Source organism: Thermostichus sp. OS-CIW-31 (genome assembly GCF_054060305.1).
In genome coordinates this window covers 59,999-84,673 of sequence record NZ_JBSSDA010000010.1, presented here as the reverse complement: position 1 = coordinate 84,673, position 24,675 = coordinate 59,999, and the positions used below count along the sequence as shown (strand labels likewise).

The following is a 24,675-nucleotide window of genomic DNA, read 5'->3' as shown; positions in this document are numbered from 1 at the left end:
CAACTCAGAAGCGGGAAGAGCGGCCATCCCGACTGCCGCCTGCACCGGCCTGCCGAGGCAACGCCTTGTTGACCCTCAGATCCCGGCCCATCCAAGTAGCACCGTCCAGCTCGTCGATGGCCTTTTGCTCATCGGCTTCGTTTTCCAGCTCCACAAAGGCAAAGCCCCGTTTACGGCCAGTCTCCCGATCCACCGGCAGCTTAATTTGCTTAACAGTGCCGTATTCGGCGAACACAAGTCGCAGGTCTTCTTCGCTGGCCTTGAAGGACAAGTTACCTACAAAAATGGTCATGGTGTAGCAAACTCCGAACCTTACCCTTTAGCGTTCAGTTCGGAGGCTCACCTGGTTAAACCATTCGCTCAATCCGAACCTCATGCCAACCACATCTTAGTCTTCCCAATGGCATTTGCAAAGCTATCCTTGCAGCTTTTTGTCCGAGAATTGGGAGAACTTTTGTAGCAAGATGGAAACTCAGGATCCTAACCTTCATGGGCGATTGCTTTGGCCCAAGGGTTGGCGTTTGGGAGTGCCGGGAGAGCGGGGATAAGGAGGCGGCGTGGGGGCTACTTTCTCCAGCAGTAGGCAGTGGCGCACCCCACGGCTGCGGGGTGTGGTGAAGGCTTCTACATGGATCAGTTTTCCACCCAGGATCTTGAGGGCCCGCTCCAGCGTTTGGGCTTCTGCCTCCGTCCAATGGCCACGATAGAGAATGGCACGCCCCCCTACTTTGAGCAGTGGCAGACAATACTCGGCGCAGATCTCCGCCGAGGCCAAAGCCCTGGCCAGAGCGACATCATAGCTGCCCCGTTCCTGCCGGATTTGTCCCCAGATTTCGGCCCGCTGAGCCACTGCCCGCGCTTGGGTGAGGGAGAGCCTTTGCAAGGTGTCCTGTACAAAGGCAATCTTGCGTTGGGTGCTGTCCAGCAGGGTAAAGCGGGTTTGGGGCAGGGCAATTTGGGCCGGGATCCCTGGAAACCCTGCCCCGGTGCCGATGTCGATCCCCCGCCAGGGCTGAGCTTGGATTGCCTCCCAGGATCCCAGCAGGCGTAGGCCCCGCAGCGAATCCCACAGGTGTTTCTCCCAAAAGTCGATGGGATCGGTGATGCGGGTCAGGTTCTGGGTTCGGTTTCCGGCCATCACCAGCGGATAGAGCTGTTGCAGTTGTTGCTGCTGCTGTTCAGAAGGCTGCCAACCCAGATCCGCCAGCCAGCTTTCCCACAGGGCCTTGAGCTCTGGAGGCTCAGAGGAAGAAGCGTCAGCCTTCTTCATCCCAGGGATCCCAGTTTCAATCCAGCGGGGATGGCTCTGTCGGCCCAGCCTTTCAGCTCTTGGGTCAAGCCCTGCAAAGAACGGTCGGTGCCCAGCAGCTCTTGGTTTAAGCAAACCAACTCCTGCAAATCCAGCTCCTGACAGCTGGCCCAATCTTCCGCCAGCAAGTTAATCGGCTGCGGCTGAGCCTGAAGCAACTGATGAGAGGCCAACTCCAGCTCTACATTCAAAAGCACCTGCTCCAACCGCTCTACCCGCTCCTGCATTTGCGCCAGCAGGGCTGCCAACTGCTGACAGCAATGGTGAACCCGCTGAGCATAGACCTTGAGCGGCAGGGTCAGCGGCAGCAACGACTCAGACAACAGTTGAATCAGGTGCTGGGCCTCCAGTTCTTCCAGTTGCAGGTCTTGCCAAATGGCGTGGTAAAGATGGAGCGAAAGACGACAGGTTTCCAGGCGCTGGTAGCAGGGCTGTAATACAGAACCGCGCAGCTCCTGCAGATAGTCGGCCCACAGTTGCCCAGCCTCTACTACCCAACCTGTCTGGAAAAAACTCCACCCCTGGGCCAACAGCCAACTGATCAACAGGCCCGCCAACAATTGGTTTTTTTGTCGCAACAGGAAAGGCGAAAGGTGCTCTCCCCAAACGGCTAACCCCAGCCAGATCAGGGCAGCCAAAGTCAAATGGGGCAAGCTGATCATCTCGGCCAACAGCTGGGCAGACCAGCGCTGGCGCAGCATCCAGATCACCCCGGCGCCCAAGCTGTACAGCCCTCCCCCCAACAGCGGGATCAACACCAGCCACAGGGGTTGTCCCCTCCACAGGTGCGATAGTGACCCATCTTCGCCCAGCGCATCCCAACTGAGCAAGTACAAAGCCAGCAGAGCCAAAACCACGACCCAGCCCTGCTGTCGCTTGAGACGGCGGGCTAGAAGACGACGGCGGCGGCGCAGATAGGTTTGAAAGGACTCGGCAACAATCGACATAAAAAAATGGCACTGCGGATCCCTACCAATACCCCCACCGGCCTGGAGCGCTCCTTCACGATCATAAGTCTTAACTTTGCTAGGTCATCTGGCTTCTGTATTGCGTTGTTGGCGGGAGTCATGCCCAGCCGGTGGCCAGCTTTTTCAGGGGCTCATCAGGCGGTTTTTCGGCGAGACTCCTCCGAGAAGCGCTGTTTTCTCGGCAAGCCTGACAGAGGCTTTTTAGAGCAGGCAGCCGCGTGCAAGCTCTCCACCCCTGTTACCATGGAAGAGCCCTTAATGTTTCTTTCGTATCCATCGTATCCATAGCCAAGCTAGTCTCTTGGACCGGCTTTTTTATTGTGCACTGTGCCAGGTTTTGTGATCCCTTCTGCATCTCCTCCCAGTTCCGGCCTTTCCCCCCTCGAAGTGCAGCGCCAGATGATCGTCATTCTCGATTTTGGATCCCAGTACTCTGAGCTCATTGCCCGCCGCATTCGCGAAACCCACGTCTATTCGGAAATCCTTTCCTATCGCACCACTGCTGAGCAACTGCGGCAACTGCAACCGCAGGGCATCATCCTCTCCGGGGGCCCCAACTCGGTGTATGAGCCAGGCGCTCCGGTGTGTGACCCCGAGATTTGGAACCTGGGGATCCCGGTTCTGGGGGTGTGCTACGGCATGCAACTCATGGTGCAGCAGTTGGGGGGCAAGGTGGAAGCAGCCCAGAAGGGGGAATATGGCCGTGCCGCTCTGCACATTTTGGATCCCACCGACCTGCTCACCAACCTGCCGGAAAACAGCATCATGTGGATGAGCCACGGGGATTCGGTTACCGAACTGCCGCCGGGCTTTCACACCTTGGCCTCTACCGACAACACCCCCTGTGCCGCCATTGCCGATCCAAGGCGTCGTCTCTACGGGGTGCAATTTCATCCGGAGGTGGCCCACTCAGAGGCTGGCGCCTTTCTCATCCGCAACTTTGTCTATCACATCTGCGGTTGCGAGCCCACCTGGACAACGGCAGCTTTTCTGGAGGAAGCCATTCGAGAGGTACGTGCCCGTGTGGGCAATAAGAAGGTGCTGTTGGCCCTCTCGGGGGGGGTAGACAGCTCTACTTTGGCTTTTCTGCTGCACAAGGCCATCGGCGACCAGCTCACCTGCGTGTTCATCGACCAAGGGTTTATGCGCAAGGAAGAGCCCCAGCGGCTGCTGCGCCTTTTCCAAGAGCAATTTCACATTCCCGTCCACTACGTGGATGGCCAGGAGCGGTTTCTCCGGCAGTTGCAGGGGGTTACCGATCCCGAAGAAAAACGCAAACGAATTGGGGCAGAGTTTATTCGCGTGTTTGAGGAAGAATCCCAGCGGCTGGGTCCTTTTGAGTACTTAGCCCAAGGCACTCTCTACCCAGACGTGATCGAGTCTGCCAATACCCATGTGGATCCGGTTACTGGAGAACGCATTGCCGTCAAGATCAAAAGCCATCACAATGTCGGCGGCCTGCCCGAAAATCTGCGCTTTAAGCTGGTAGAGCCTTTGCGCAAGCTCTTCAAAGACGAGGTGCGGCAACTGGCCCGCTCTTTGGGGCTGCCGGAAGAGATTGTGGGCCGCCATCCTTTTCCCGGGCCGGGGCTGGCCATCCGCATTGTAGGCGAGGTTACCAAAGAACGGCTGGAAACCCTGCGAGAAGCGGACATGATCGTGCGGCAGGAGATCAACCGCTCCGGCTACTATCCCAAACTTTGGCAAGCCTTTGCCGTGCTGCTGCCAGAGGTGCGGTCGGTGGGGGTGATGGGGGATAAGCGCACCTATGCCTGCCCGGTGGTGGTGCGGCTGGTTACCAGCGAAGACGGTATGACCGCCGATTGGGCGCGAGTTCCCTACGACCTCTTGGCCACCATTTCCAACCGCATCGTCAACGAGGTGCCCGGCATCAACCGCGTGGTTTACGACATCACCTCCAAGCCCCCTGGCACCATCGAGTGGGAGTAGGCGGGATCCCTTGCGTCTGGCCTCGATTCCCGGCTGGATCGATGGCTACCTATGGCCAGCTTCCGGCAGGGAATAGGAAGGGCTTGAGCTGAAGGGCTGAGCGGCTTGGACTTCCATTCGGGCCAAAGTCGTAGCGGCATCCGCCAGTTGCAGAGCAAGGTTGGCACGGCTAATCGGATCCCGGGCATTCCAGAGATCCTGTCCCAAACAAAACACCCGATAGCGAAAGGCTTTGATCGAGCGCGATGGGATGACCTTGACAGTCATGGCTACAACCTCTTCTCCACAGAGACGTGAATAGTCAGCAGAACCCGCTCGGGCTCAAGGTAAACAAATGTTACCAAAACAACCTCGTCCTCAGAGGCAATACTGACCGGGCAGGTGGCTTTCGGGGGCTCCACCCGTTCATGCCGTACCCCCACAGTGTATTCTCCAATTGGCAGGTCATCAAATCCAGCGTCCGCATAGATCAACTCAATGGTTTCTTCTGCAATCAACTGCCCCTCTCGCTCCAGGAAACTGAGAAAAGGGATCCCATCGATGGAGGTGAGCGCGTTGTTGGCCTGGTTGCGGATCATCACGAAGATGTCGGACATGGAGGGTGCGCCATCACCTCAGGGGTTTATGATCGAGGGTGCTGGAATGTAGCCCAACTTTCTTTAGCCTGGACTGCCGCCAAGTCCTGATTCAGCGACCAAACCCTTGACCCCACGTGGCCGGGCGGGCAAGACAGGCTTGGAGTTTTTTCCGCAGCTGGGCTGTATCGAGGCGCTGACCGATGAGCACCAACTGGTTTTTGGGCTGGCGAGGCCACTCATCGCTGCTGAGGGTATAGCGCCGACCGCTGAGGTGAAAGATATGTCGCTCTGGGCTTTCCTCGAACCACAACACCCCTTTGGCACGAAAGACTGCATCGGGCAACTCGTTGAGAAAATTTTGGAAAGCATCCAAAGAGAAGGGCTGATCGCTCTCAAAGGCTAGGGAGTTAAAGCCGTCAGCCTCGATGTGGCTGTGATGGGAGTGGTGGTGGTCATGATCGTGCTCATGGTCATGGTGGTCGTGACTGTCGTGATCATGGGCTTCTTCTTGGGGCAAGGAACTGGCCTGAAACAAATCGGTATCCAAGATTAGCTCCAGGGGGACTGCGCTGTTGACGGTGCGCAAAATGCGGGCATCTTCTTTGATCTCGCGGATGCGTTTTTCCAGACGCTCGATCTCGGCTTCCTCGACCAAATCGATTTTGTTGAGGAGAATCACATCCCCATAGGCAATTTGGCTGTAGGCCACGTTGCTGTTGAACAGATCGGGGGCAAAGTTGGTGGCATCTACCAGGGTGATAATCGAGTCTAGCCGCGTCAGATCTCGCAATTCTGGCCCCAAAAAGGTGAGGGCCACCGGCAAGGGATCCGCCAATCCCGTAGTCTCCACCACCAAGTAGTCGATGTGGTCAGAGCGTTCCATCAGCCGCAAAACACTCTCGGCGATGTCGTCCCGGATGGTGCAGCAGATGCAGCCGTTGTTCAGCTCCACCAAGTCTTCTTTGCTGGAGACGATCAGCTCCGCATCGATGCTGATCTCGCCGAATTCGTTGACCAGCACCGCTGTGCGCATCCCTTTCCGGTTGTTGAGGATGTGGTTGAGAAGGGTGGTTTTTCCACTGCCCAAAAAGCCTGTGATGATGGTGACAGGTAAGCCGCGCTGGGGCACTTCGATGGTTGCAGTCATAGAATGGCAGCGATCCGATATAGAGGGAACTCTTCCACTTTATCCTCTTGTCCTCATTGCCCTAGCTGTCTGAAGCCGATTAAACCCTTCAGATGCGATCAGTAGAGCCTTTGCGCCTCGGCATTGGCGGCAGCCTTGGCTGTCTGAACTGGATGGTCTCTCTCTTTCCGGCTTAATCCTCCAGGGTCAGATCGCTTCCTCTAATCCCCCGGCCCTGAAAGTAGGGTTATTTCGATTCAAACTGGGACAATGCACCCAACACCTAAAACGTTGAACGCAGGGGGCCAGAGAGCTGTTCTCAGTGGCCCACGGGTCTCACCCTAACCTGAAGTGACTATCGATAACATCCCTAGGTAGACTATAGTGCTGACCCACCCCAGCTTGGCCTGTCAAGATGCCTACCTGTCCTGGGTTACTTCCACCTGGTTGCCCGGCTCTAGGCTGACGCGGAACTGTTGTGCACCTGTTGGCAAGGGATCCGGCGGTAGCTCCGGCAGGTCGGCAAATGGGGTTTCGGCTCGGCGCTCCCGGGCAAGCTCATTCTCCGGCTCGGCAGCCAGCAGGGATCCCGTCTCATCTACAGTTACTCGATAGGCCAAGCTCTCTGGCCAATCGGGGGGAGACTGCCACTGCTCTGCCAAAATGTCTCGCAGACGGGAAAGGGGATCCGCCCCTGCTGCCTCTCTTCCCGCTGTTGGGTCAGATTCTTGGAGGGATGTGGCCAAAGGCTGTGACTGATCCGACAAGGCAGGGGTGGTGAGCTGCTCTTGCGGGGAAGGGGAAACTGTGGGATCCCTAGGGGGGCGACTGGCCCAGATCCCAACACCGGCCACAACTGCGATCCCGCCCACCAGCAGGGCCGCGATCCCGGTGGGCTGTCGATACCAAGCCCGCGTCACCGGAGTTCCCAGATTGGCCAGTTGGGGAATGTCATCCGCCACCTGGGAGAGGTTCTCCAGCAGGTCGTACAACTGCGTCATCGACAAATCCACCTGCGCGATGCGATCTTCCCCTTGGCGCACCGTGAGACGATGAAAAATAAAATCAAGCGGACGGATGGCCACGGTACCGCTGAAGGTTCCCTTGGGTTCCCCACTCAAGTGGGATCCCACGTAGCGGTCGATTACGGTGATCAAATCGTTGAGCCAAACGTTATCGCCGTGTAAAGTTTTGACTGTCTCCCCCTGGCGGATTTCCAACTGACACTCGAAGCTGCGCTGGATGGCTTGCAGCGGCGGCGTTGCAGAGGAGTCTGAAGAATTGGAATCGGCAGGGGCTTCTCCCCGTACAGTCAGCGTAGAAGTGGGTTGTTGATAGGTGTGGCTAATCAGGGTGAGGCTGGGCATGGCAACTGCGGGCAAACAACACGGGTAGAGGGCTACAGAGGCGATAATTGACAAAACTGCCTCAAGAAGAGGGTGAGGCATCGGGGCCGGAGCTGTGGGCCACCCCCTCTTCTTCCAGATCGCTGCCGGCGGGCAAATCCATCTCAGGACGGCTGAGCAAGGCTTTCCACAGGCGCTGAGCGCCTTTCGGGCTACTGTAGAACATCAGCTCAATCAAGATGCGCAGGGCCAGCTCGGTGAGGCTATTCTCATCGCGCACGTCCCCATCCACCATGCGGCTGCGGTAGTGAGAGAGGAATTCATCCAAGTAATCTCCCACCAGCGGCTGACGGAAGGGGCTGAGCTCTTGATCGACAGCGGCTTCCAGTTGCTCCAAGGTGCTGCGGATACGGGCTTGTTGCTGAGCAGCCAGATAGGCAATCACCATCACCAGGGCACGGGCCTCTTCGATATCCACCTTTTTGCGCCCACCGCTGCTGCGGCGTAAGGGGTTAGCATTGCGCAGTCGCCAGAGAGTCACCCGATCGCCAATCTGCTCTTCCAAGTTGAGGGCTTTGGCTGCGGCCAGAACCGCTTCGGAACTTTCTCCGCTCAGGGACTCCAACCCCAGCAGTAGCAAGTCCAACTGGGCTTTGATGGTACCGGTGGCTGTGTTCAGGCCAACGGGCCGACTGTCTAACTGAATGTGCTTGTGTTCCACCGTCACGCTGTCAATGGGAGCTTTGGGTTTCGACGAAACTCTATGATCTCCTGTCCAAGCCAAACCTGCAACCTACCTCCCTGCGCTCTAGTCTAAAAGACTTTGGGCATGCTAGACTGCTCGCCAGCCTGCCGAGAGTTGAGCTCTCAGGGTTCTTCCCCAAAACGGGGTAACTCTGGATGCATCTTAGACCAATAAGAATGGGTTTTCTGGGCCGGTTTCTGTTTCGGCAACACCCCTACTCCTAGCTGAACTTGGGCTTTTGGACTCAGGGGGATGGCTACTTATAATGGGGAAAGCAGCTGCTGCTTTGGCCTTTAAGAGCTAAGTGACTACCCACCTTCATTGAGTTTCCCTTTTGTTGACACCAGCGACTCTAGGTGCAGCTTGATTCATCATGGCCTCTTCTGCTCGCTGCAGTACTCAGCCTGTCCCTGTTCACTGGGTCTTGATCTTCAGGGATCGATTGGGGCAGAGGGGGGTTGTTCTGGATAGTATCTATTACTCAGTGGGACGGTCTAAAGACAATCATATTCGCCTTTACGATCCCTGCGTCTCTCGGAAACACGCTTCCCTCATCCGCATCCCAGGTTCAGGGCCAACTGCACAGGGATCCCTGCAGTACAGCTACATGGTATTCGATGGCAGTCCGGGATCCAGGCCCAGCACCAATGGCCTATTCGTCAACGGAAAACGGGTTTTGTCCCATCGCCTTCAGCTCCTAGATAAGATAAGGTTTGGGCCGAACGTAACAGCAATTGTGGAGACAACGGATCGACTCAGCCCGGAAACCCTAGCCAAGTTATTGCAGCCTCTGGATGCTGCTAGCTCTACATCCCCATCCACCTTTGATTTTAATAAAGACACGGAGCCGAACCCGGAAAACCTGGCTCAGCCAGAGGAAGAGGATTTCACTGTTGCCTAAGCCAACCCAACCAGTCTTCTGAATCTTCCTGTGCCCCCCATCCCACCTGCTCTGAGCGGCTACTGGCAAAATGCCTTTGACCTAGAAGCCCATCTGGGATCCTTCCTGGGCCTTGGGGCTGCCGATCTGCGGGAGAAACTGCGGGCAGGGCAGCAGCAATTGGCGGAGTTGGGCCGGCGAGACTTTGGCTGGGATCGGGCAGATGCGTTTTATCGGGATCAGGTGAGATCCACCTATCTGCTGGATTTGGCGGCTTGGCACCTGAGCAGCACCGACTACATCGGCGATACCTTACGCCTGGTGGCGGATCATGCCCGCGGGTTGGTGTTGGATTTTGGCGGCGGCATCGGCACCCATGCTATCGGGGCGGCCCTCTGCGCAGCGGTGGATCAGGTGATCTTCTGGGATATCAACCCCATCCATCGGCAGTTTGTGCAATGGCGGGCGGAAAAGCTGGGCTTAACCGAGCGCATCCACTGTCCAGAAAACTTCCCAGAAGAGATCTTTTTTGACACCGTCATCTGCTTCGATGTGGTGGAACATCTGGCGGATCCGGCAGCGCAGTTGCGGCAGTTTTACGACTGGCTCAAGCCGTCAGGTAAGCTTTTGATCAACTGGTACTTTTTCAAGGGGTTTAACGGCGAGTTTCCTTTTCACCTGGACGACCCGCAAAAGGTAGAGCAATTCTTTCAGGTGCTGCAAAGCCGTTTTTTGGAGGTGTTTCACCCCTATTTCATTACCGCCCGCTGTTACCGCAAGTGGGATAAAAGCTGAGATTGGAGAAAACCAAGGTGCTGCGCTATTTGCGGATATTGTGGCTGTTTTGGAGCACCTCAATCGCGGCAGAAATGGAGTACCGTGCCAATTTTTTCTTTGCCAGCCTCAGCAGTCTGGGTGGCTTGGGATCCGCTCTGTTTGGGCTGTCGTTGTTTTACCAGCAGGGGCACCGGCTGGGCGGTTGGAGTTGGCCGGAAGCCCTCATCGTGTTGGGGGTGTTCACCATTCTGCAGGGGGTGTCGGCCAGTCTCTTTAACGTCAACCTCAATCGCATTGTGCAGCAGGTGCAGGAAGGCACCTTGGATTTTGTTTTGCTAAAGCCAATGAGCAGCCAGTTTTGGCTGTCGGCCAGGGTGTTTTCCCCCTGGGGCCTGGTGGATATCGGCTTTGGCCTGTTGCTGATTCTCTACGCCGGGATCCAGCTCCATTTGCCTGCTTGGGCCTATGCTCTGGGGCTGCTGCCTCTGCTGCTGGGGCTGATCATCCTCTACAGCCTCTGGTTTATGTTGGGAGCCACCAGCATTTGGTTTGTCAAAATCTACAACGTCACCGAGGTGCTGCGGGGCCTAGTAGAGGCAGGACGATTTCCGATAGTGGCCTATCCGGTGGCCTACCGCGTGTTTTTCACCTTCGTCGTGCCGGTGGCTTTCCTGACCACCATCCCGGCGGAGACCCTGCTGGGGCGAGCCCAATGGCCGTGGCTGCTGGGATCCGCTCTGCTGGCGGCAGGGCTGTTGTGGGGATCCCATCTCTTCTGGCGCTTTGCCCTGCGCTTTTACACCAGCGCTTCCAGTTAAAGTCTGGGCCAAAAAGCTTGGATCCCACGCATCCGAGTTTCCAGGAGTTGAGTAATTTCTACAGACGCGCCCCACGCGCTGACATCGCGGAGAACAACTGCCTTCTCCTTCACAAGGCAGAGGGAATCGCAGAGTTCTCTGGGTTGAGGGCAAAAAAGTTTTCACTGCAGCGCTTTGCAGCCACAGGCTCTGTGGTTTAGGGGGGCTTGTCTGTCAGTGGTTTTGATGGTTTGTCGATCTTTTGAGGAGCCTGTTCAATGCACAAACACACAAGCTTTGTAGCAGCATCTGTGATAGCCGGCAGTTTTGCTCTCTTGGGCTGTGGCAGCAGCACTTCGTCTTCGATGATGCCTTCCCAAGCGGATTTGGTGGCTTTGAGCAGCGGCAACCGCCTCACCTTTATCCGCTCTGCCGATGCCTTTGTGCAGGGATCCCTGACGGTAACAGGAGTGAACGGCAGCCTTATTGGTATCGATGTGCGTCCTGCCAACCGGCTGCTTTACGGGCTGACCGACACCAGCATCCTTTACACCATCAACTTGCAGACCGGTGCCGCTACCGTGGCCAGTACCCTGTCAGCGCCCTTTACGGCGGGCATGCTTTCTGGCATGGACTTCAACCGTTCCGCAACTCATGGTCGTTTATTTCACCGCCCAGGATGAACTAAACAACCGGTTGCTTCCTGCTTCTACGACCCTTACCTAGCTGAGCTTTTGACCCAACCCCGGCAGAGGAATCTCCACAGGCGCGACTTCCCCCAGAACTTGAGGTAGAGTTAGCAAAGCTAACTAGGTCGGTGGTAACAAAAACCGTAGCTGCCGTCAACTTGCCGTGAACCTAGAACCGCTCAAATAAACGATGATAGAAACAGCAGCTGCTGTTAACCCCCCAACGATGGGGTTCAGGTGCCCATTGGCCCTCTGGGGGTGAACTTCGGCCCTATGGGTGGGTTTGACATCCGTACTGCTGATGGGGTGGATACCGGCTTTGCCATCGGCGGCTCCACCTTGTATCGAATTGACCTCGACACCGGTCGGGCCACATCCCTGGGCACGCTGCCGGGTGGGCCGTTCTTTGGCTTGGCCGCCCTCTAGGAAAGCCGATTCCCATTTGCCTATCTAAATTAAATCAAGGTTAATCAACATTAATCAATGTTTTGGATTCATTGATTTGGAACCAATTGTTGGAATCGTTTTGAGATCGTTGCTGCTGTTGATCCTTGACCCGGCCCGATCCCAGCTCAGGATTGGGCCTTCTATCTCCCCTTAGCTCGGGGTTGACCTCCGCCTATGCAGACGATAAATTATGAGAGCCGCTGCCCTGCTTGGATTACTCTGGGCGATGCTTGTGCCTCTGCAGTTTCTTTCTCTTTTCCATCCCGTTTCCTCTTCCCACTCATGAAGATCGAGGGTGACAAAGCTGAGGAATCCCTGCAGGAAAAAACCGATGCAGAGGTGTTTGCGGCTCTAAAAGCAGGCCGGTCACAAGCTCTGGCCATTCTCTACGACCGACATGCCGGCTTGGTGTACGGAATTGCCTGCAAAATGCTGGGCAGTACTGCCGAAGCCGAAGATCTCACCCAGGATATTTTTTTGAACTTGGCTCGTTCCTCCTTTGATCCCAGACGGGGATCCCTGCGCACCTACCTGAGCATCTTGGCTCGCTCTCGCTGTTTGGATCGGCTGCGCTCTTGGCGGAATCGACAGCGCTCCCTGGAACAGGGCAGAGTGGAATTGCAGGGTAGTCCTGCTGCGGATCCCACCTTGGAGCAGTTGGCCCAAGCGGAACGGGTGGCCGAGGTGCAAACGGCTTTGGCCGAGTTGTCCGAAAGTCAACGGCAAGTCTTGAAGATGGCCTATTACGAAGGCATGAGCCAAACGGAAATTGCCAAGCAACTGGATCTGCCTTTGGGAACGGTCAAAGCCAGAGCTCGGCGGGCTTTGCTGCGGCTGCGCGAGTTGTTGGGAGGCCCCTCATGAAAGCCGAATCTGTGTCTCCCGAAGAACTGCAACTGTGGCTGGCGGGCTACGTGCTGGGGGATCTCTCCCCGGAAGAGGCCGACCGGCTGGAGGCATTGCTCAAGCTGCGCCCGGAGCTGCACCGAGAACTGCAAGCGTTGCAACGGGCGTTGGAGACAGCCTACGGCGTGGAGGAAAAGCAACCTCCCCCCGCCCTGCGGGCTTCTCTGTTGCAGGCACATGCGGAGCAGGCAGCCCAACCGATGCGCACCCCCGCCTGGATTGCCAAGGGATCCCGTCTCTGGCAACGGGGCTTGGGGGCGGTGGCCGCAGGCTTGATCGTCGCTTTGGGGCTGGGGAACCTCTACCTGTGGCGCAGGCTGCAGCTAGCCCAGACGCAAGGGATCCCTGGCGAGGTGTTGACCTATGAATTGCAGCCGACTGCGGAGAACCTAACCGGCTCGGTCAAGCTTGAGGTGGATCCCCAGCGCTTGCAAGGGCGATTGGTGGCCCAAGGGTTGCCGCCTTTGCCGGAAGGCCGGGTCTATGCCCTGTGGGTGGTGCTGGAACCGGAGGCGCCCTTTACCACCGATAGGGCGGGGGCCGTTCTCGTGGCAGCTTTTCCGGTGGATGAAACAGGAAATCGCCAACAGGAGCTGCGCCTACCGCCGGTGTTTGAATCTACAGAATGGGTGCGGGCTGTGGCCATTACCGAAGAGGATGGCAATCGTCCCCAAGAGCACCAGGGATCCCCTTTGTGGATTTCCGGCTAGGGAAAGCATCGGCAGGCCCATGGATTGGCGTGGCCTGATGGCGTAAATAGGCGATTATTATGCAGATTGATATCCACCCAGTCTTGTGACCCAGACAGAAAACCTTAAGATAAAAGTCGCCACCCCAGCGAAGAACTTGGAGGCCACCCCATGGGCGAAGCGAAGCGCCGTAAAACCCGCATCAGCCAAGATCCCGACCAAGAGCTGGTGTTTCCCAACCTCAAGGATATTCCCCTCACCAAAGGGCAAGCTCGCGCCATCTACAATTGGACAACCCGTGGCGCTTGGGCAGGCATCATTCTCCTGGCCATCATTTGGGTGGTGATCCGATTTGTAGGGCCTGCCTTCGGCTGGTGGCATCTGGTCGGCTAGCCGGCCGGATCCCCTTTAGCATCCTTTGGAGTTTCCGTCTATGCGCTCTTATCTGGCAGCCGCCATTCAAATGACCAGCATTCCCGATCTGGCCAGCAACTTGCAGCAGGCGGAAGAGTGGATCGACTTTGCAGTGCGCCAGGGATGCGAGCTGGTGACGCTACCAGAAAACTTTGCCTTCATGGGGCCGGAAGCCGAGAAAGCCCGCCTTGCTCCTGAGATTGCGGAGCGGGCGGAGGAGTTTTTGGCCAAGATGGCCCAGCGTTACCAAGTATTTATTTTGGGAGGAGGGTATCCTGTGCCGGACGGGCAGGGCAAAGTTTACAATACCGCTGCCCTCTACAGCCCTGACGGCAAAGAGCTGGCCCGCTATCGCAAAATCCACCTGTTCGATGTCAATCTGCCCGACGGCAATACCTACCGCGAGTCGAACACGGTGGTCAGCGGAGATGAGGTGGTCACCTGCGAGCAAGAGCAACTGGGGAACCTCGGTTTGTCGGTCTGCTACGACGTACGCTTTCCAGAGCTGTACCGATCCCTGGTGGATCGCGGAGCCCAGATTTTGCTCATCCCTGCCGCCTTCACGGCCTACACGGGTCGGGATCACTGGCAGGTTTTGCTGCAATGCCGGGCCATTGAGAACACCTGTTACGTGATAGCCCCCGCCCAGGTGGGCACCCACTACGAGCGGCGGCAATGTCATGGCCACGCCATGATTGTGGACCCCTGGGGGGCTATCTTGGCGGATGCGGGTGGCGAAAAACCGGGGGTGGCCATTGCTGAAATTAACCCAGAGCGTTTCCAGTTGGTCAGGCGGCAGATGCCTTCCCTACAACACCGTCGGCTGGCCTGCACCGTCACCCGCTAGGGATCCGCTATGCCATCCCCTTGGCCTGCGCTGATTCTCTACAGCAAGCCCGGCTGCCACCTCTGCGAGAGCTTGGTGGAGAAGTTGCGGCAGATCCCCGAAATCCGTGATCTGGAAGTCCGCGACATCACCTCCAACCCGAGTTGGTGGGAGCAATACCAACTGGAAGTTCCCGTGCTCACTCTGGCAAGGGATCCCGAGCGACCTTTGCCACGTCCTTCCCCTCGGCTGACGGTGAGCCAGTTGCGGGCTTGGCTTGAGAAACAGCTCCGTTGAATTTCTCCTGCTGTTGCCGGAGCTTTCTCTGCCATGCCTATGGAGAGAGCAGCGATTCGCTGCGGGCGGTGTAGCCGGCTTGACGCAGGGCTTCAACGGCGGCTTGGGCATTTTTAACCCAAAATTGGGATCCCATTCTCACCCAAAGGGTATGGGGATGGGCGGTGATGGCAGCCACGACAGGAATGCGATTTTCTTCTTTAATTTCCGAGCGTTGGCGAGCGATTAGCGTCTGTAAACGGTATCGATCCTCCAGTGTCCCAGCAGAGTCGAGAGGGATCTCCACCGTTACCCAACTAACAGATTCAATCGGTTGTAAATCTTCCACAATCAGTTGCACCTGTTCATCCCGCTGATCCACTTTGGCCCAAACCAATAGCCGTTGATCCACCTCCAGGCAACCGCGCAAACGTTCATAGGTTTTGGGGAAGATCACTGCTTCACAACTGCCGGTGAGATCTTCCAGTTGCAAAATGGCCATGCGATCCCCTTTCTTGGTTGTGACATTTTTAATGGCAGTCACCAGGGCGAGAACGCCCACAGAGGCATCGGCTGCGCAGCCGCCCAAGTCAGCTAGGTTTACAGGGGCCAGCAGCCGCGCTTGCTCCTGAATGCGCCGCAGCGGATGATCCGAGACATAAAACCCCAGCAGCTCCCGTTCTAGCCTCAACTTTTCCTGAGGTGGAAAATCTTCAGTAGCCGGCCCACGCGGAGCCTCCACAAATCCATTGCCGGCGCTGCTATTGCTCCCCAGTAGATCGAACAAGCTGGCTTGGCCGATGGCTTTGGACTTGGCTCGCTGCGCTGCCCAACTGAGGATGGGATCCAAATCGGCAATTAGTTGTTTACGATTTCCAGAAATACAATCAAAAGCGCCCGCACAAATCAGGGCCTCCAGGGCACGACGGTTAACAATGCGCAGATCCACCCGCTGGCAAAAATCCGCCAGAGAGGTGAAGGGGCCATCAGCTTGACGGGCAGCCAAAATGTTTTGAATGGCCCCCTCCCCTACATTCTTCACTGCCCCCAGACCAAACAAAATGCTGGATCCCTGGGGAGTAAAGTCCATTCCAGAACGGTTGATATCCGGCGGCTGAATTTGGATCCCAATTGACAAGCAATAGGTAATGTAGCGCTGTACCTTGTCCTGATCTCCCCCCACAGAAGAGAGCAAGGCTGCCATATATTCCGTTGGGTAATTGGCCTTGAGGTAAGCTGTTTGAAAAGTAATCAACCCATAGGCAGTAGAATGCGATTTATTGAAGCAATACTCGGCAAAAGCAATCATTTGATCAAACAATTCTGTGGCAACTTCTTGGCTTACACCCCGCTTGGCTGCCCCCTGTACAAATTGCTCGCGGTGTTTCTCCATCTCGGAGACTTTCTTTTTCCCCATCGCTCGCCGCAGCAGATCGGCTTGGCCTAAGGTGTATCCGGCCATGTCTTGGGCAATGCGCATGATCTGTTCCTGGTAGAGGATGGCCCCGTAGGTATCCTGAAGAATGGGCTTGAGGAGTTCGTGGGCATAGGTTACCGGTTTGCGACCGTGCTTGCGATCGATAAAGTCGGGGATCATTCCCGTATCCAATGGGCCTGGCCGGTACAAGGCCAATACTGAAGAAATATCTTCCAGGTTGGAAGGTTTGAGCTCCCGCACCACCTGCTTCATGCCAGAAGATTCCAGTTGGAAGATCCCTTCCAGCTCTCCCTTTTCCAAAAGCTGGTAGGTTTTCTTGTCGTCTAGGGGTAGGTTATCCAGATCTATATTGACGCCATTGTGTTCTCGGATCAGTTCCACTGCCCGCTGAATCATCGTCAGGTTGCGCAGACCCAAAAAGTCCATCTTCAGCAAGCCCAAAGACTCGATATCTTCCATCGAGTACTGGGTGATAATTTGGCCTTCATTGTTGTACTGCAGAGGCACGATCTCATCTAAGGGATCCTTAGCAATCACCACACCGGCAGCGTGAACCCCGAAGGTTTTGTTGGTGCCCTCCAACAAACGTGCCAGCTCGATCCAGCGGTGGGTGGTTGGGTCTTTCTCGTATTTTTCTTTGAACTCTGGAGCGGGAGTATCCTCGCCAATCATCTCTTCCAATTTTGCGGGCTTGCCTCGGGATACCGGGATCAATTTCGCCATTTTGTCGGCTTCTGAGTAGGGAATGTCTAAGACTCGACCGACATCTTTGAGAATGGCTTTAGAGGTCATGCGGTTAAAGGTGATGATCTGGGCGACTCGCTCTTGGCCGTATTTGCGGGTCACATAGTCGATCAGCTCTCCCCGCCGCTCGATGCAAAAATCCGTATCGATATCCGGCATCGATTGACGTTCTGGATTGAGAAATCGCTCAAACAGTAGGCCGTATTTAACCGGGTCAATGTTGGTAATTTGTAGGGCATAGGCCACCAGGGATCCTGCTGCCGAGCCTCGCCCCGGCCCCACCGGGATCCCCTGCTCGCGGGCATAGCGAACGTAGTCCCAGACCACCAGGAAATAGCTGGAGAAGCCCTTTTGTTGGATGATGTTCAGCTCAAAGCGCAGGCGCTCCTGGTAGTTTTGGGGGATCTGATCCGGCTGAGCAACACCGCAGCGCTTCGCCAGCCCCTGCCAGGCCAATTCTGTGAGATAGCTATCGGCAGAATGGCCCGGTGGAACCGGGTAGTCGGGCATGCGCATTTCCCCAAATAGGTCATAGCCCTCGATCTTTTCCAGCACCTTCAGGGTGTTGGCGATGGCCTCGTCAATCACCTCCTGTTCCAAATGGTCACGGCAGAGACGGCGCATCTCTTCTGAGCTTTTCAGGTATTCGGTTCCGGTGTAGCGAAGGCGATTTTTTTCAGTAAGGGATTTGCCTGTTTGAATGCAGAGCAGCGCATCGTGGGCCTCTACATCCCAGCAGGAAATAAAATGGCTATCGTTGGTGAGGATGATCGGGATCCCCAATTCGCGGGCGATGCGCACCAACTGCACATTGACAAAGCGATCTTCTTGATAACCGTGATCCTGAATCTCGATGTAATAATCATCCCCAAACTGCTCTTGGTACCAAGCGGCAACTTCACGGGCAATTTCTGGCCGCCGCTGCAAAATAGCTTGAGGCACTTCTCCTGCCAAGCAGCCGCTGGTGACGATCAGCCCTTCTTTGTATTGCACCAAATACTCTTTGTTGATGCAGGGGCGAGAGAAAATCCCTTTCCCTTGAATGCCATGTAGATGGGAAATGGTGGTTAGCTTCACTAAGTTTTTGTAGCCCTGGGTATTTTTGGCCAGAACCACTTGGTGATACTTGGGGTACTTGCGGCTTTTGTCGCGGATATCGCCGTTGATTACATACATTTCATTGCCGATGATTGGAGTAATCCCTTTGCTTTTACACAGTTTCACTAGCTCTAACGCCCCATACATGACACCGTGATCCGTCAGGGCCAGCCCCGGCAAACCCATAGCCACCACCTGCTCGATCAGACGCGGCAATTGGCTGGCGCCATCCAAGAGGCTGTATTCGCTGTGGAGATGCAAAGGAACAAAAGACATGGCAACGCTATGGATAGTGGGATCCCTTTAACCTTAACTCAGCGTGTCCATTTCTCGACTGCCTGCAGATGCCGCTACAGTAAAGTCAGCTGATGTTTTTTCCCTTTTCTTGAATCTATGGATGCTCCCATTCGCCTCACCCAGTACTCCCACGGCGGTGGCTGCGGCTGTAAAATTGCCCCGGCCCTGCTGCAACAAATTCTTAAGGATGTGCCCCTGCTATCCCCAAATCCGGCTTTGTTGGTGGGAGCTGAAACCAGCGATGATGCGGCTGTCTATCAACTAAACGACCACCAAGCCCTAATTTTGACCACCGACTTCTTCATGCCGATTGTGGATGAGCCGGTGGATTTTGGTCGGATCGCGGCGACCAATGCCCTTTCCGATGTCTACGCGATGGGGGGCACTCCCATTCTGGCTTTGGCGGTTTTGGGCATGCCGGTCAATACCCTGCCGATGCAGGCCATCCAAGGGATCATGGCCGGAGGGATCCAGGTTTGCCAAGAAGCCGGGATCCCTTTGGCAGGGGGGCACTCCATCGATTCGCCGGAGCCCATCTTCGGCTTGGTGGCAGCAGGTTTGGCCCATCCACACCACATTCGCCGCAATGCCACGGCCCAAGCCGGGGACGATCTGATCCTGACCAAGCCGCTGGGGATCGGGGTGATGACCACCGCTCTGAAAAAGGGTCAGCTCAGTGCGGCAGGCTACGCGGAAGTTTTGCAGGTGATGACCCAGCTGAATCGCATCGGCTCGCAACTGGCTCGGCGACCGCAAGTTCACGCCATGACTGATGTAACAGGGTTTGGCCTGGTGGGACACTTGCTGGAAGTCTGTCGCGGCTCGGGGGTGGGGGCCAGTTTGGATCTGGCTTCCATTCCGTTTTTGGCAGAAGCGCTCTCGCTGGCAGAGGCGGGGATCTTCCCAGGGGCGGCTCGTCGCAATTGGCAGGGCTATGAGGGGGTACAGGCAGAATCCCTGCCCGAGTGGCAGCAACTGCTGCTGGCAGATCCCCAAACCAGCGGGGGCTTGCTGGTGGCGGTGGATCCCGGCTACACCTCAGACCTCTTGCAAGAGCTGCACAGTGCCGGCTACCCCTACGCCCGTCGCATTGGCCGATGCCAAGCTGGAGACACCAGAATCCATGTTACCGGCAAGATCAGCCTCAGCCCAGCGGCAGCCTGAAGAAGACCCTCTGGCAATACTCACCATGCAAAGTCTCATGCAAAGTCTCGATAGAGGGCTCAGTATGAAGATTGCGTCAAGCAGCTCTGAGAAAGTTAAAGATACCATGTAAGGCAAGGGAAGGTTAGGATATCCTGAGGTCTATGAGCGAGCTTCCCCCCAGCCGTAGTCTGGTTCAGCGAGTTGAGCCTGGCCAGCTGATTCGAACCCTCAGCAGTGGGCAATTGCTGATGGTGGATCCCCAGCGGCACAACGCCCTGATCATCTGCAAGACGTTTCATGCCGAGTTTGCCGGGCCGGGTGCTGCTGTTGGGGGGCCATTGGATGTGGAGTCCGGCGGCGTTGTCCCCATTGGGGATGTGGTTTTGCTGCATCCGCAAGACCACCAAGAGCGGCAAAATGCCTATGCCAAGCGGCTGCACTGGATGCGTTGGCTGCAGCAAATCACCGACAATCCTTTGCCGGCCCAGCGGGCGCGGGTTTTGCTCTTTAGCTTAGAGGAATTTTTCTCTGCGGATTTGGTTAGCCAATTGCCCGATGACATTTTGGCACGGCTGGTGGGGGTGCTGCCCCAGACGATTGCTGCGGTGCGGATGGAGATGACGGCCCTCTACAGCCCCAGCTATTCCTTGGCAGGCTGAGCTTGTCTTGGACTGGGGAAGGGACTCGTCCTGCCAGCATGAATCGGTGACACCTTGCAGCCCTCTCTGCAACTGGAACAAGACACGATCAGCTACACTGCTGGCATTTGGTTCAACTGGACTCGACTGGAATCTCTGCCTTATGCAGTGGTGGAAACGGCTTCGCCGCAATCGATGGGCCCAAGCAGGAGCCTACATTCTTCTTGTTTTCTACGCCTGCGCCATTTTTGCCGAGTTCGTTGCCCCCTACAGCCCGCTGGAATCGCAGCCGGGGGGATCCCTTCTGCCGCCCACCGCCATTCACTTTTGGGATGAATCGGGCGCTTGGATTGGGCCCCACGTTTATCCAACCCGCCAGGGGCCAGTGGATCTGGAAACGGGAGAACGCCCGCTCTTGGTGGATACCAGCCGTCCAGCCGGGATCCGCTTGTTTGTGGCCGGTACTCCCTACCGTTGGTTGGGGTTGATCCCCTCCAATCGGCATCTGTTCGGCACCGTCCCGCTGCGGCCTGTTGCAGAAGCAGGACAAGTGGGATCGCAAATCAGCGAAGAGCCACCTCTGGCACGGCTGCACCTGCTGGGCACCGATGATCAAGGTCGGGACTATTTCAGTCGCTTGGTCTATGGCGGGCGCGTCAGCCTGTTTATCGGCTTGGTGGGCATTGGCATCTCTTTCCCCATTAGTCTGCTGGTGGGGGCCATATCCGGCTACCTTGGGGGCTGGGTGGATACGCTCCTGATGCGCTTGGCAGAGGTGTTGATGTCGATTCCGACGCTGTATCTGCTGGTGTCGCTGGCAGCGGTGTTGCAGGTGAATCCGCTGACCGGGGTGCCCTTCAGCAATGCCGAGCGCTTCTTGGTGATTGTGGTGATCCTCTCTTTTGTGGGTTGGGCGGGCCTAGCCAGGGTGATTCGTGGGCAGGTGCTGTCCTTGCGAGAGCGGGACTTTGTGCAGGCAGCGCGGGTAGCCGGGGCTGGATCCCTGTATCTGCTGGTGCGGCATATTTTGCCCCAGACAGCCACTTATGTGGTGATCTCGGCAACCTTGGCGGTGCCCGGCTACATTGCGGCAGAGTCGGTGCTGAGCCTCATCGGGTTGGGGATCCAACAGCCGGATGCCTCTTGGGGCAACATGCTCTCGCTGGCCACCAACGCTTCGGTGATCATCCTACAGCCCTGGCTGGTGCTGGCCCCCACTTTGATGGTGGTGCTGACCTCTCTATCCTTTAACCTGCTGGGGGATGGTTTGCGGGACGCCCTCGATCCTCGGGAAGGGTGAGCTGCTTCCCCATTGCGCCGAGTGAGGGGAATGGAGTGGCCTGCAAATCACCGCTTTCCGTCGGGATAGAGCCGGTTTAGACCCTTGCGAGCCTTAGCATGGACATCCAGGGTGGCATCCATTTTCAGGATCTGCCGGTAAACTTGCTCGGCACGAGCCACTTCCCCTTCCTGTTCCAACTTTTCTCCTAGCTTGAGCAAGTTTTGGGCTGAGAGATCTGCCCAAGGATTCTGTTCGGCTGTTGGCTCCTGCAGTTGCCGCAGCTCTTCTAGGCGCTCTTGCACCATCGGTCGTAACAGCCAAGAGTCATCCAGATCCAAAACCTCTCGGTAGTAGCGCTGGGCCTCTTTAAAGTTCTTTTGCTCGTCGTAGGCTTCCGCCAGTTGTAGCGCCAGTTCCGCTGTGGGCTGATCCTTAAACTGGCGATGCAGTTGGTTCAGTCGCCGCACAAAGGGGGATCCCTGCTGCGGGTTTTTCAAATCCGGGGCGTGCTGAACCGGCAGATAGTCGTCCCTCTCCGCCGATGGTTGAGGGGAAGGGGCAGGCTCTGCAGCTTGAGGTCGAAGGGGCGCTTGGCGGCTGATGCTTTTGGGATCGATGGGGGTGGGCTTGTAAACCCAAATTGGCTGATCCGGAGGAGATGCGGGTGGGGTTGGGCGTGGGATCGGCTGCGGCAAGGGAATGGTCTTGCGATCCGGCGGTTCAGGAGATGGCTGCTTCAGCTCCTCAAGGGTGCTGGGAGGTTTGGGGGCCTGAAATTGAATCGCTTTGGGAGTCTCCCTGCGCTCTTGGGCCAATTCTCGGTACAGAGCGGCCAATTGCAGGTACCCCGCTTCTTCATAGGCAGTGGCCAGCCAACGGGCATTCTCTGGGCTGGGATCCGCACGATAAGCTCGCCGGAGCAACTGCAAAGCAGTGCCGTAGTTGCGCTCTCGAATGGCTGCCCGTCCCAAACTCGCTGAGCTGACCCCGATGGTATCGCTGGCCATAGTCCCCCATCTGTCTTGGCGCCGACAATAGAGCTAAGAGTCAAGGCTGAGCTGCTGATAATTCAGGTTTTCCAAGCCAGCCACGTGGGTTGACGCTTGCTTAATATAACTGGATTCCTTGGCCATAGCATACCCTCACCAGCCGGGATGTTATCTGCTCGGACAGCTCCCTCTTGTAATGAGATCTCTCGCTTTATATCAATTCAATATATCAATTCAATGTCGATATTGAGGGTGGGATTGGATTGAGATCTGGATGCCAAGTTAACTTTCGGGCTAGCTTGTAGTCAGAGCTTCAGCAGCAACAGGTTCTGACGCCAACATGATCCAAGACTTTCGAGAGCGGTACCCTATGGGCAGTTTGCTCACCGATCTGTTGCGGGTGGAAGAAGGGATCTACATCATCAGAGCCCAGGTGGTGGTGAACAACACGGTTTTGGGCAGTGGCATGGCTGGCTCGAACACCGTCGAAGAGGCGGAAGATGCTGCCTTGAAGCGCGCCCTCCACCACGCAGGATTTGGTCGCCCCACTTCCTCTTTGAGTTTGGGCATGGATTCTGCTGCCGCCAGGGTGCCTTATCTGCCAACTCCTGAGTTGGCCAACGGACACGCTCAGTCTTCCCCTGCTTCTCCAGCCCCCGAGTCGATAGGGATCCCTGCAAAGCCAAGTTCCCCAGAGCTGCCCGGTCTAAGTGAGCCGGCGGCCTATGGGGATGACCTATCGGACATCATTGCCCAAACGGATGTGGAGATGCAGCGCATTGGCTGGGGCCGCAAGGAAGGACAAGAGTTTTTGGAACGTCGCTTTCAGAAGAAATCTCGCCACCAACTCAGCGACGCCGAGCTGCGGGAGTTTTTGCGCTACCTAAAACAGCAGCCCTCCCGCCTCAGCAGCGAACCCCGCTTTTGAAGTCTTCTCGGCCTTGCCGCCAAGATCTCGGGATCTGGAGATCTGGCAACTCCTATCTTCCAACTAGGGTTGTTCCGAGCCCGTTCAAGTAGCCTCTGACCCTTGCCCCCGGCCCCTCTGGAAGGGGGAGTTGGGAATCAAGCCAGCCAACTGTTTTACTGCTAGTTGGCTGCTACTTGGAATAAGCCCGTTCTACCGTCGGTGTCTTGCTGCTGCTGAAGCTAGGGCGCACCTACAATCACGCTGGTGTCTCCCATTTGCTTCACGACCGTTTCTCCCCCTTCCGAGAGCACAACCCGTCGCTCTGGCACCGATACTCCGGCCACCTTGGCGGTTTGGTAGTTTTGCCCGGCCTGCACCACAGAGGGAATGACACCTGGGCCAGAAACCAGAGCAAAGGACTCGCCGCCAATCTGTATCATCCCGGAAACCTGTACACTGCGGGCAAAGGCAGCCGGGTCAGGGGTAGGCGTTGGGATCGGGGTAGCCACGGCTACAGGGGCGCCATTGCCGTCGCCAGGAGGGGGCAAAACCGGAGGTGGAGGCAGGGGCGGCAGGACAATCTGCGGTTCAGGAGCACGCACGTTTTGAGGCACAAAGGGATCCACACGGCCAGCCCCACTCAAGGCCCGCTGGGTTTCCTGCTCTCGATCCACTGGCGGGATCAGGCTAGAGGCAGCTTGGGTAGCCTGCAGAAGGGAGGGCACCGGCGGCGGGGGTTGATCGGGGGCGGTCTGGCCAAAGCCGGCAGGCAAGTTCACCGTTTGTTGCCGGGCGAGAGCTTGCATCTGGCTGGCTCCGCGGGCCAAGGTGGCGCTCATATCCTGTTCCCAAGTCCCTGCAGCATTCAGCCGCATGATCACAGGGCTGGTTCCCCCCCGAGACTCCACCCAAATTTCCGCTTCTGTGTCGCTCAATCGCCGCGAGCTGAGGATCCGGGATCCCGGAGGCAAGAGGGGCCGAAGCGCCAGTTCGGCCTCAGGAACAGCCTGTTCGTTGGCCAGAGCCGGGAACCAACGGGGGGCCAAAAACGCAACGCCCCCTGCCAACAGCAGGCCGGCTACAAGAAAGCAGGACAATGGGCGAGCAGGCAGCGATTTCAGCATAGAGACCACCGGGAGAGAGCATGACTCTAGTCAATAATAAGCTCAACTATACTGAAAATAATGTATAATATGTTCAGTACGGATTACTACCAGTTGATCTTTCTGTTTACTTTCGAGTCTGCCAACATGGTAGCCAAAGCAAAGCAGAAAATTGGTAGTAAGACGACACGGAAACTGCGCTTTGGGTATTCTACTCAAAGCTTTGCGGGATACCGCCATTCTGTTTGGAAACAAACAGAATGCTATCGCTGCATAGTTGAACAGTGATGTTCAGCAGTGTTCAGCG

25 protein-coding genes and 2 pseudogenes are annotated in these 24,675 nt (G+C 56.6%); 16 read left to right on the top strand and 11 right to left on the bottom strand.

Features of this window, described 5'->3' with window-relative positions:
- Positions 1 to 4 precede the first annotated feature (4 nt).
- From ACVWY9_RS07800 to ACVWY9_RS07790, 3 genes are all read right to left on the bottom strand, one after another.
- Positions 5 to 292, bottom strand: a complete 288-nt coding sequence (locus ACVWY9_RS07800; protein ID WP_414329140.1) for an RNA recognition motif domain-containing protein — start codon at positions 290 to 292, stop codon at positions 5 to 7.
- Between the two features lie 195 nt (positions 293 to 487).
- Positions 488 to 1,270 carry a 16S rRNA (guanine(527)-N(7))-methyltransferase RsmG gene (gene rsmG / locus ACVWY9_RS07795; protein WP_457387982.1) on the bottom strand — a complete coding sequence of 261 codons (783 nt, stop codon included), beginning with the start codon at positions 1,268 to 1,270 and terminating at the stop codon, positions 488 to 490.
- Positions 1,267 to 2,256 (bottom strand): hypothetical protein, encoded by a 990-nt coding sequence (locus ACVWY9_RS07790; protein ID WP_414341740.1) that lies wholly within the window; start codon positions 2,254 to 2,256, stop codon positions 1,267 to 1,269. The genes rsmG and ACVWY9_RS07790 overlap by 4 nt, the downstream gene beginning before the upstream one ends.
- Before the next feature lie 420 nt (positions 2,257 to 2,676).
- On the opposite strand from ACVWY9_RS07790, the gene guaA reads away from it, so the two are divergent.
- Positions 2,677 to 4,227, top strand: coding sequence for a glutamine-hydrolyzing GMP synthase (gene guaA, locus ACVWY9_RS07785; protein ID WP_457387995.1), 1,551 nt, complete (start codon positions 2,677 to 2,679; stop codon positions 4,225 to 4,227).
- Between the two features lie 45 nt (positions 4,228 to 4,272).
- Here the strand turns inward: guaA and ACVWY9_RS07780 are convergent, their stop codons facing one another.
- From ACVWY9_RS07780 to ACVWY9_RS07760, 5 genes are all read right to left on the bottom strand, one after another.
- Positions 4,273 to 4,494 (bottom strand): hypothetical protein, encoded by a 222-nt coding sequence (locus ACVWY9_RS07780; RefSeq protein ID WP_011432797.1) that lies wholly within the window; start codon positions 4,492 to 4,494, stop codon positions 4,273 to 4,275.
- A 2-nt stretch (positions 4,495 to 4,496) separates the two neighbouring features.
- Positions 4,497 to 4,823 (bottom strand): hypothetical protein, encoded by a 327-nt coding sequence (locus ACVWY9_RS07775; RefSeq protein WP_238376924.1) that lies wholly within the window; start codon positions 4,821 to 4,823, stop codon positions 4,497 to 4,499.
- Between the two features lie 91 nt (positions 4,824 to 4,914).
- On the bottom strand, positions 4,915 to 5,952 hold the full coding sequence (locus ACVWY9_RS07770; RefSeq protein ID WP_457387981.1) for a CobW family GTP-binding protein: 1,038 nt from the start codon (positions 5,950 to 5,952) through the stop codon (positions 4,915 to 4,917).
- Between the two features lie 398 nt (positions 5,953 to 6,350).
- The gene (locus tag ACVWY9_RS07765) at positions 6,351 to 7,379 is read right to left on the bottom strand and encodes a DUF4335 domain-containing protein (protein WP_457387980.1); all 1,029 of its coding nucleotides are present in this window, start codon (positions 7,377 to 7,379) and stop codon (positions 6,351 to 6,353) included.
- Positions 7,360 to 8,004 carry a DUF3038 domain-containing protein gene (locus ACVWY9_RS07760; protein ID WP_011432801.1) on the bottom strand — a complete coding sequence of 215 codons (645 nt, stop codon included), beginning with the start codon at positions 8,002 to 8,004 and terminating at the stop codon, positions 7,360 to 7,362. Before ACVWY9_RS07760 ends, ACVWY9_RS07765 begins: the two co-directional genes overlap by 20 nt.
- A 502-nt stretch (positions 8,005 to 8,506) precedes the next feature.
- Here ACVWY9_RS07760 and ACVWY9_RS07755 point away from each other — a divergent pair.
- The 10 genes and pseudogenes from ACVWY9_RS07755 (at position 8,507) to ACVWY9_RS07710 (ending at position 14,744) form a co-directional block, all read left to right on the top strand.
- Positions 8,507 to 8,923, top strand: coding sequence for an FHA domain-containing protein (locus ACVWY9_RS07755; RefSeq protein WP_238376925.1), 417 nt, complete (start codon positions 8,507 to 8,509; stop codon positions 8,921 to 8,923).
- Positions 8,924 to 8,953: 30 nt separating this feature from the next.
- Positions 8,954 to 9,697, top strand: coding sequence for a class I SAM-dependent methyltransferase (locus tag ACVWY9_RS07750; RefSeq protein ID WP_457387979.1), 744 nt, complete (start codon positions 8,954 to 8,956; stop codon positions 9,695 to 9,697).
- A 17-nt stretch (positions 9,698 to 9,714) separates the two neighbouring features.
- Positions 9,715 to 10,497 carry an ABC transporter permease gene (locus tag ACVWY9_RS07745; RefSeq protein ID WP_457387994.1) on the top strand — a complete coding sequence of 261 codons (783 nt, stop codon included), beginning with the start codon at positions 9,715 to 9,717 and terminating at the stop codon, positions 10,495 to 10,497.
- Positions 10,498 to 10,841: 344 nt separating this feature from the next.
- Positions 10,842 to 11,159, top strand: coding sequence for a DUF4394 domain-containing protein (locus tag ACVWY9_RS07740; RefSeq protein ID WP_457387978.1), 318 nt, complete (start codon positions 10,842 to 10,844; stop codon positions 11,157 to 11,159).
- Positions 11,160 to 11,393: 234 nt separating this feature from the next.
- Positions 11,394 to 11,591: pseudogene (locus ACVWY9_RS07735) on the top strand (DUF4394 domain-containing protein); the annotation flags it as partial.
- 303 nt (positions 11,592 to 11,894) lie between these two features.
- Positions 11,895 to 12,476: a sigma-70 family RNA polymerase sigma factor gene (locus tag ACVWY9_RS07730; RefSeq protein WP_457387977.1), complete on the top strand. Its 582-nt coding sequence runs from the start codon at positions 11,895 to 11,897 to the stop codon at positions 12,474 to 12,476.
- On the top strand, positions 12,473 to 13,228 hold the full coding sequence (locus tag ACVWY9_RS07725; RefSeq protein ID WP_457387976.1) for an anti-sigma factor domain-containing protein: 756 nt from the start codon (positions 12,473 to 12,475) through the stop codon (positions 13,226 to 13,228). The genes ACVWY9_RS07730 and ACVWY9_RS07725 overlap by 4 nt, the downstream gene beginning before the upstream one ends.
- 150 nt (positions 13,229 to 13,378) lie before the next feature.
- Complete coding sequence (locus tag ACVWY9_RS07720) at positions 13,379 to 13,600, top strand: DUF2839 domain-containing protein (protein WP_414329235.1); 222 nt, start codon at positions 13,379 to 13,381, stop codon at positions 13,598 to 13,600.
- 40 nt (positions 13,601 to 13,640) lie between these two features.
- Entirely contained in the window at positions 13,641 to 14,468 is an 828-nt protein-coding gene (locus ACVWY9_RS07715) for a carbon-nitrogen hydrolase family protein (RefSeq protein WP_457387975.1), read from the top strand.
- Between the two features lie 9 nt (positions 14,469 to 14,477).
- Positions 14,478 to 14,744: a glutaredoxin family protein gene (locus ACVWY9_RS07710; protein ID WP_457387974.1), complete on the top strand. Its 267-nt coding sequence runs from the start codon at positions 14,478 to 14,480 to the stop codon at positions 14,742 to 14,744.
- 37 nt (positions 14,745 to 14,781) lie between these two features.
- Here the strand turns inward: ACVWY9_RS07710 and ACVWY9_RS07705 are convergent, their stop codons facing one another.
- A complete protein-coding gene (locus tag ACVWY9_RS07705; RefSeq protein WP_457387973.1) occupies positions 14,782 to 18,279 on the bottom strand; it encodes a DNA polymerase III subunit alpha in 3,498 nt (1,165 codons plus the stop codon).
- A gap of 117 nt (positions 18,280 to 18,396) precedes the next feature.
- On the opposite strand from ACVWY9_RS07705, the gene selD reads away from it, so the two are divergent.
- The 3 genes from selD to ACVWY9_RS07690 all read left to right on the top strand — a co-directional run bounded on the left by selD (position 18,397) and on the right by ACVWY9_RS07690 (position 21,384).
- Positions 18,397 to 19,464 carry a selenide, water dikinase SelD gene (gene selD / locus ACVWY9_RS07700; RefSeq protein ID WP_414406871.1) on the top strand — a complete coding sequence of 356 codons (1,068 nt, stop codon included), beginning with the start codon at positions 18,397 to 18,399 and terminating at the stop codon, positions 19,462 to 19,464.
- 143 nt (positions 19,465 to 19,607) lie between these two features.
- Positions 19,608 to 20,105 carry a hypothetical protein gene (locus tag ACVWY9_RS07695; RefSeq protein ID WP_414381897.1) on the top strand — a complete coding sequence of 166 codons (498 nt, stop codon included), beginning with the start codon at positions 19,608 to 19,610 and terminating at the stop codon, positions 20,103 to 20,105.
- 142 nt (positions 20,106 to 20,247) lie between these two features.
- Positions 20,248 to 21,384, top strand: coding sequence for an ABC transporter permease (locus ACVWY9_RS07690; RefSeq protein WP_457387972.1), 1,137 nt, complete (start codon positions 20,248 to 20,250; stop codon positions 21,382 to 21,384).
- A 47-nt stretch (positions 21,385 to 21,431) separates the two neighbouring features.
- Here ACVWY9_RS07690 and ACVWY9_RS07685 read toward each other — a convergent pair whose 3' ends face one another.
- Entirely contained in the window at positions 21,432 to 22,373 is a 942-nt protein-coding gene (locus tag ACVWY9_RS07685; RefSeq protein ID WP_414357722.1) for a hypothetical protein, read from the bottom strand.
- 322 nt (positions 22,374 to 22,695) lie between these two features.
- Here ACVWY9_RS07685 and ACVWY9_RS07680 point away from each other — a divergent pair, with 322 nt between their 5' ends.
- Positions 22,696 to 23,283 (top strand): hypothetical protein, encoded by a 588-nt coding sequence (locus ACVWY9_RS07680; RefSeq protein WP_457387971.1) that lies wholly within the window; start codon positions 22,696 to 22,698, stop codon positions 23,281 to 23,283.
- Positions 23,284 to 23,504: 221 nt separating this feature from the next.
- On the opposite strand, the gene ACVWY9_RS07675 is transcribed toward ACVWY9_RS07680, so the two are convergent.
- Complete coding sequence (locus ACVWY9_RS07675) at positions 23,505 to 24,389, bottom strand: hypothetical protein (RefSeq protein WP_457387970.1); 885 nt, start codon at positions 24,387 to 24,389, stop codon at positions 23,505 to 23,507.
- Positions 24,390 to 24,461: 72 nt separating this feature from the next.
- On the opposite strand from ACVWY9_RS07675, the pseudogene ACVWY9_RS07670 reads away from it, so the two are divergent.
- Positions 24,462 to 24,645 (top strand): annotated as a pseudogene (locus tag ACVWY9_RS07670) (hypothetical protein); the annotation flags it as partial.
- Positions 24,646 to 24,675 lie beyond the last annotated feature (30 nt).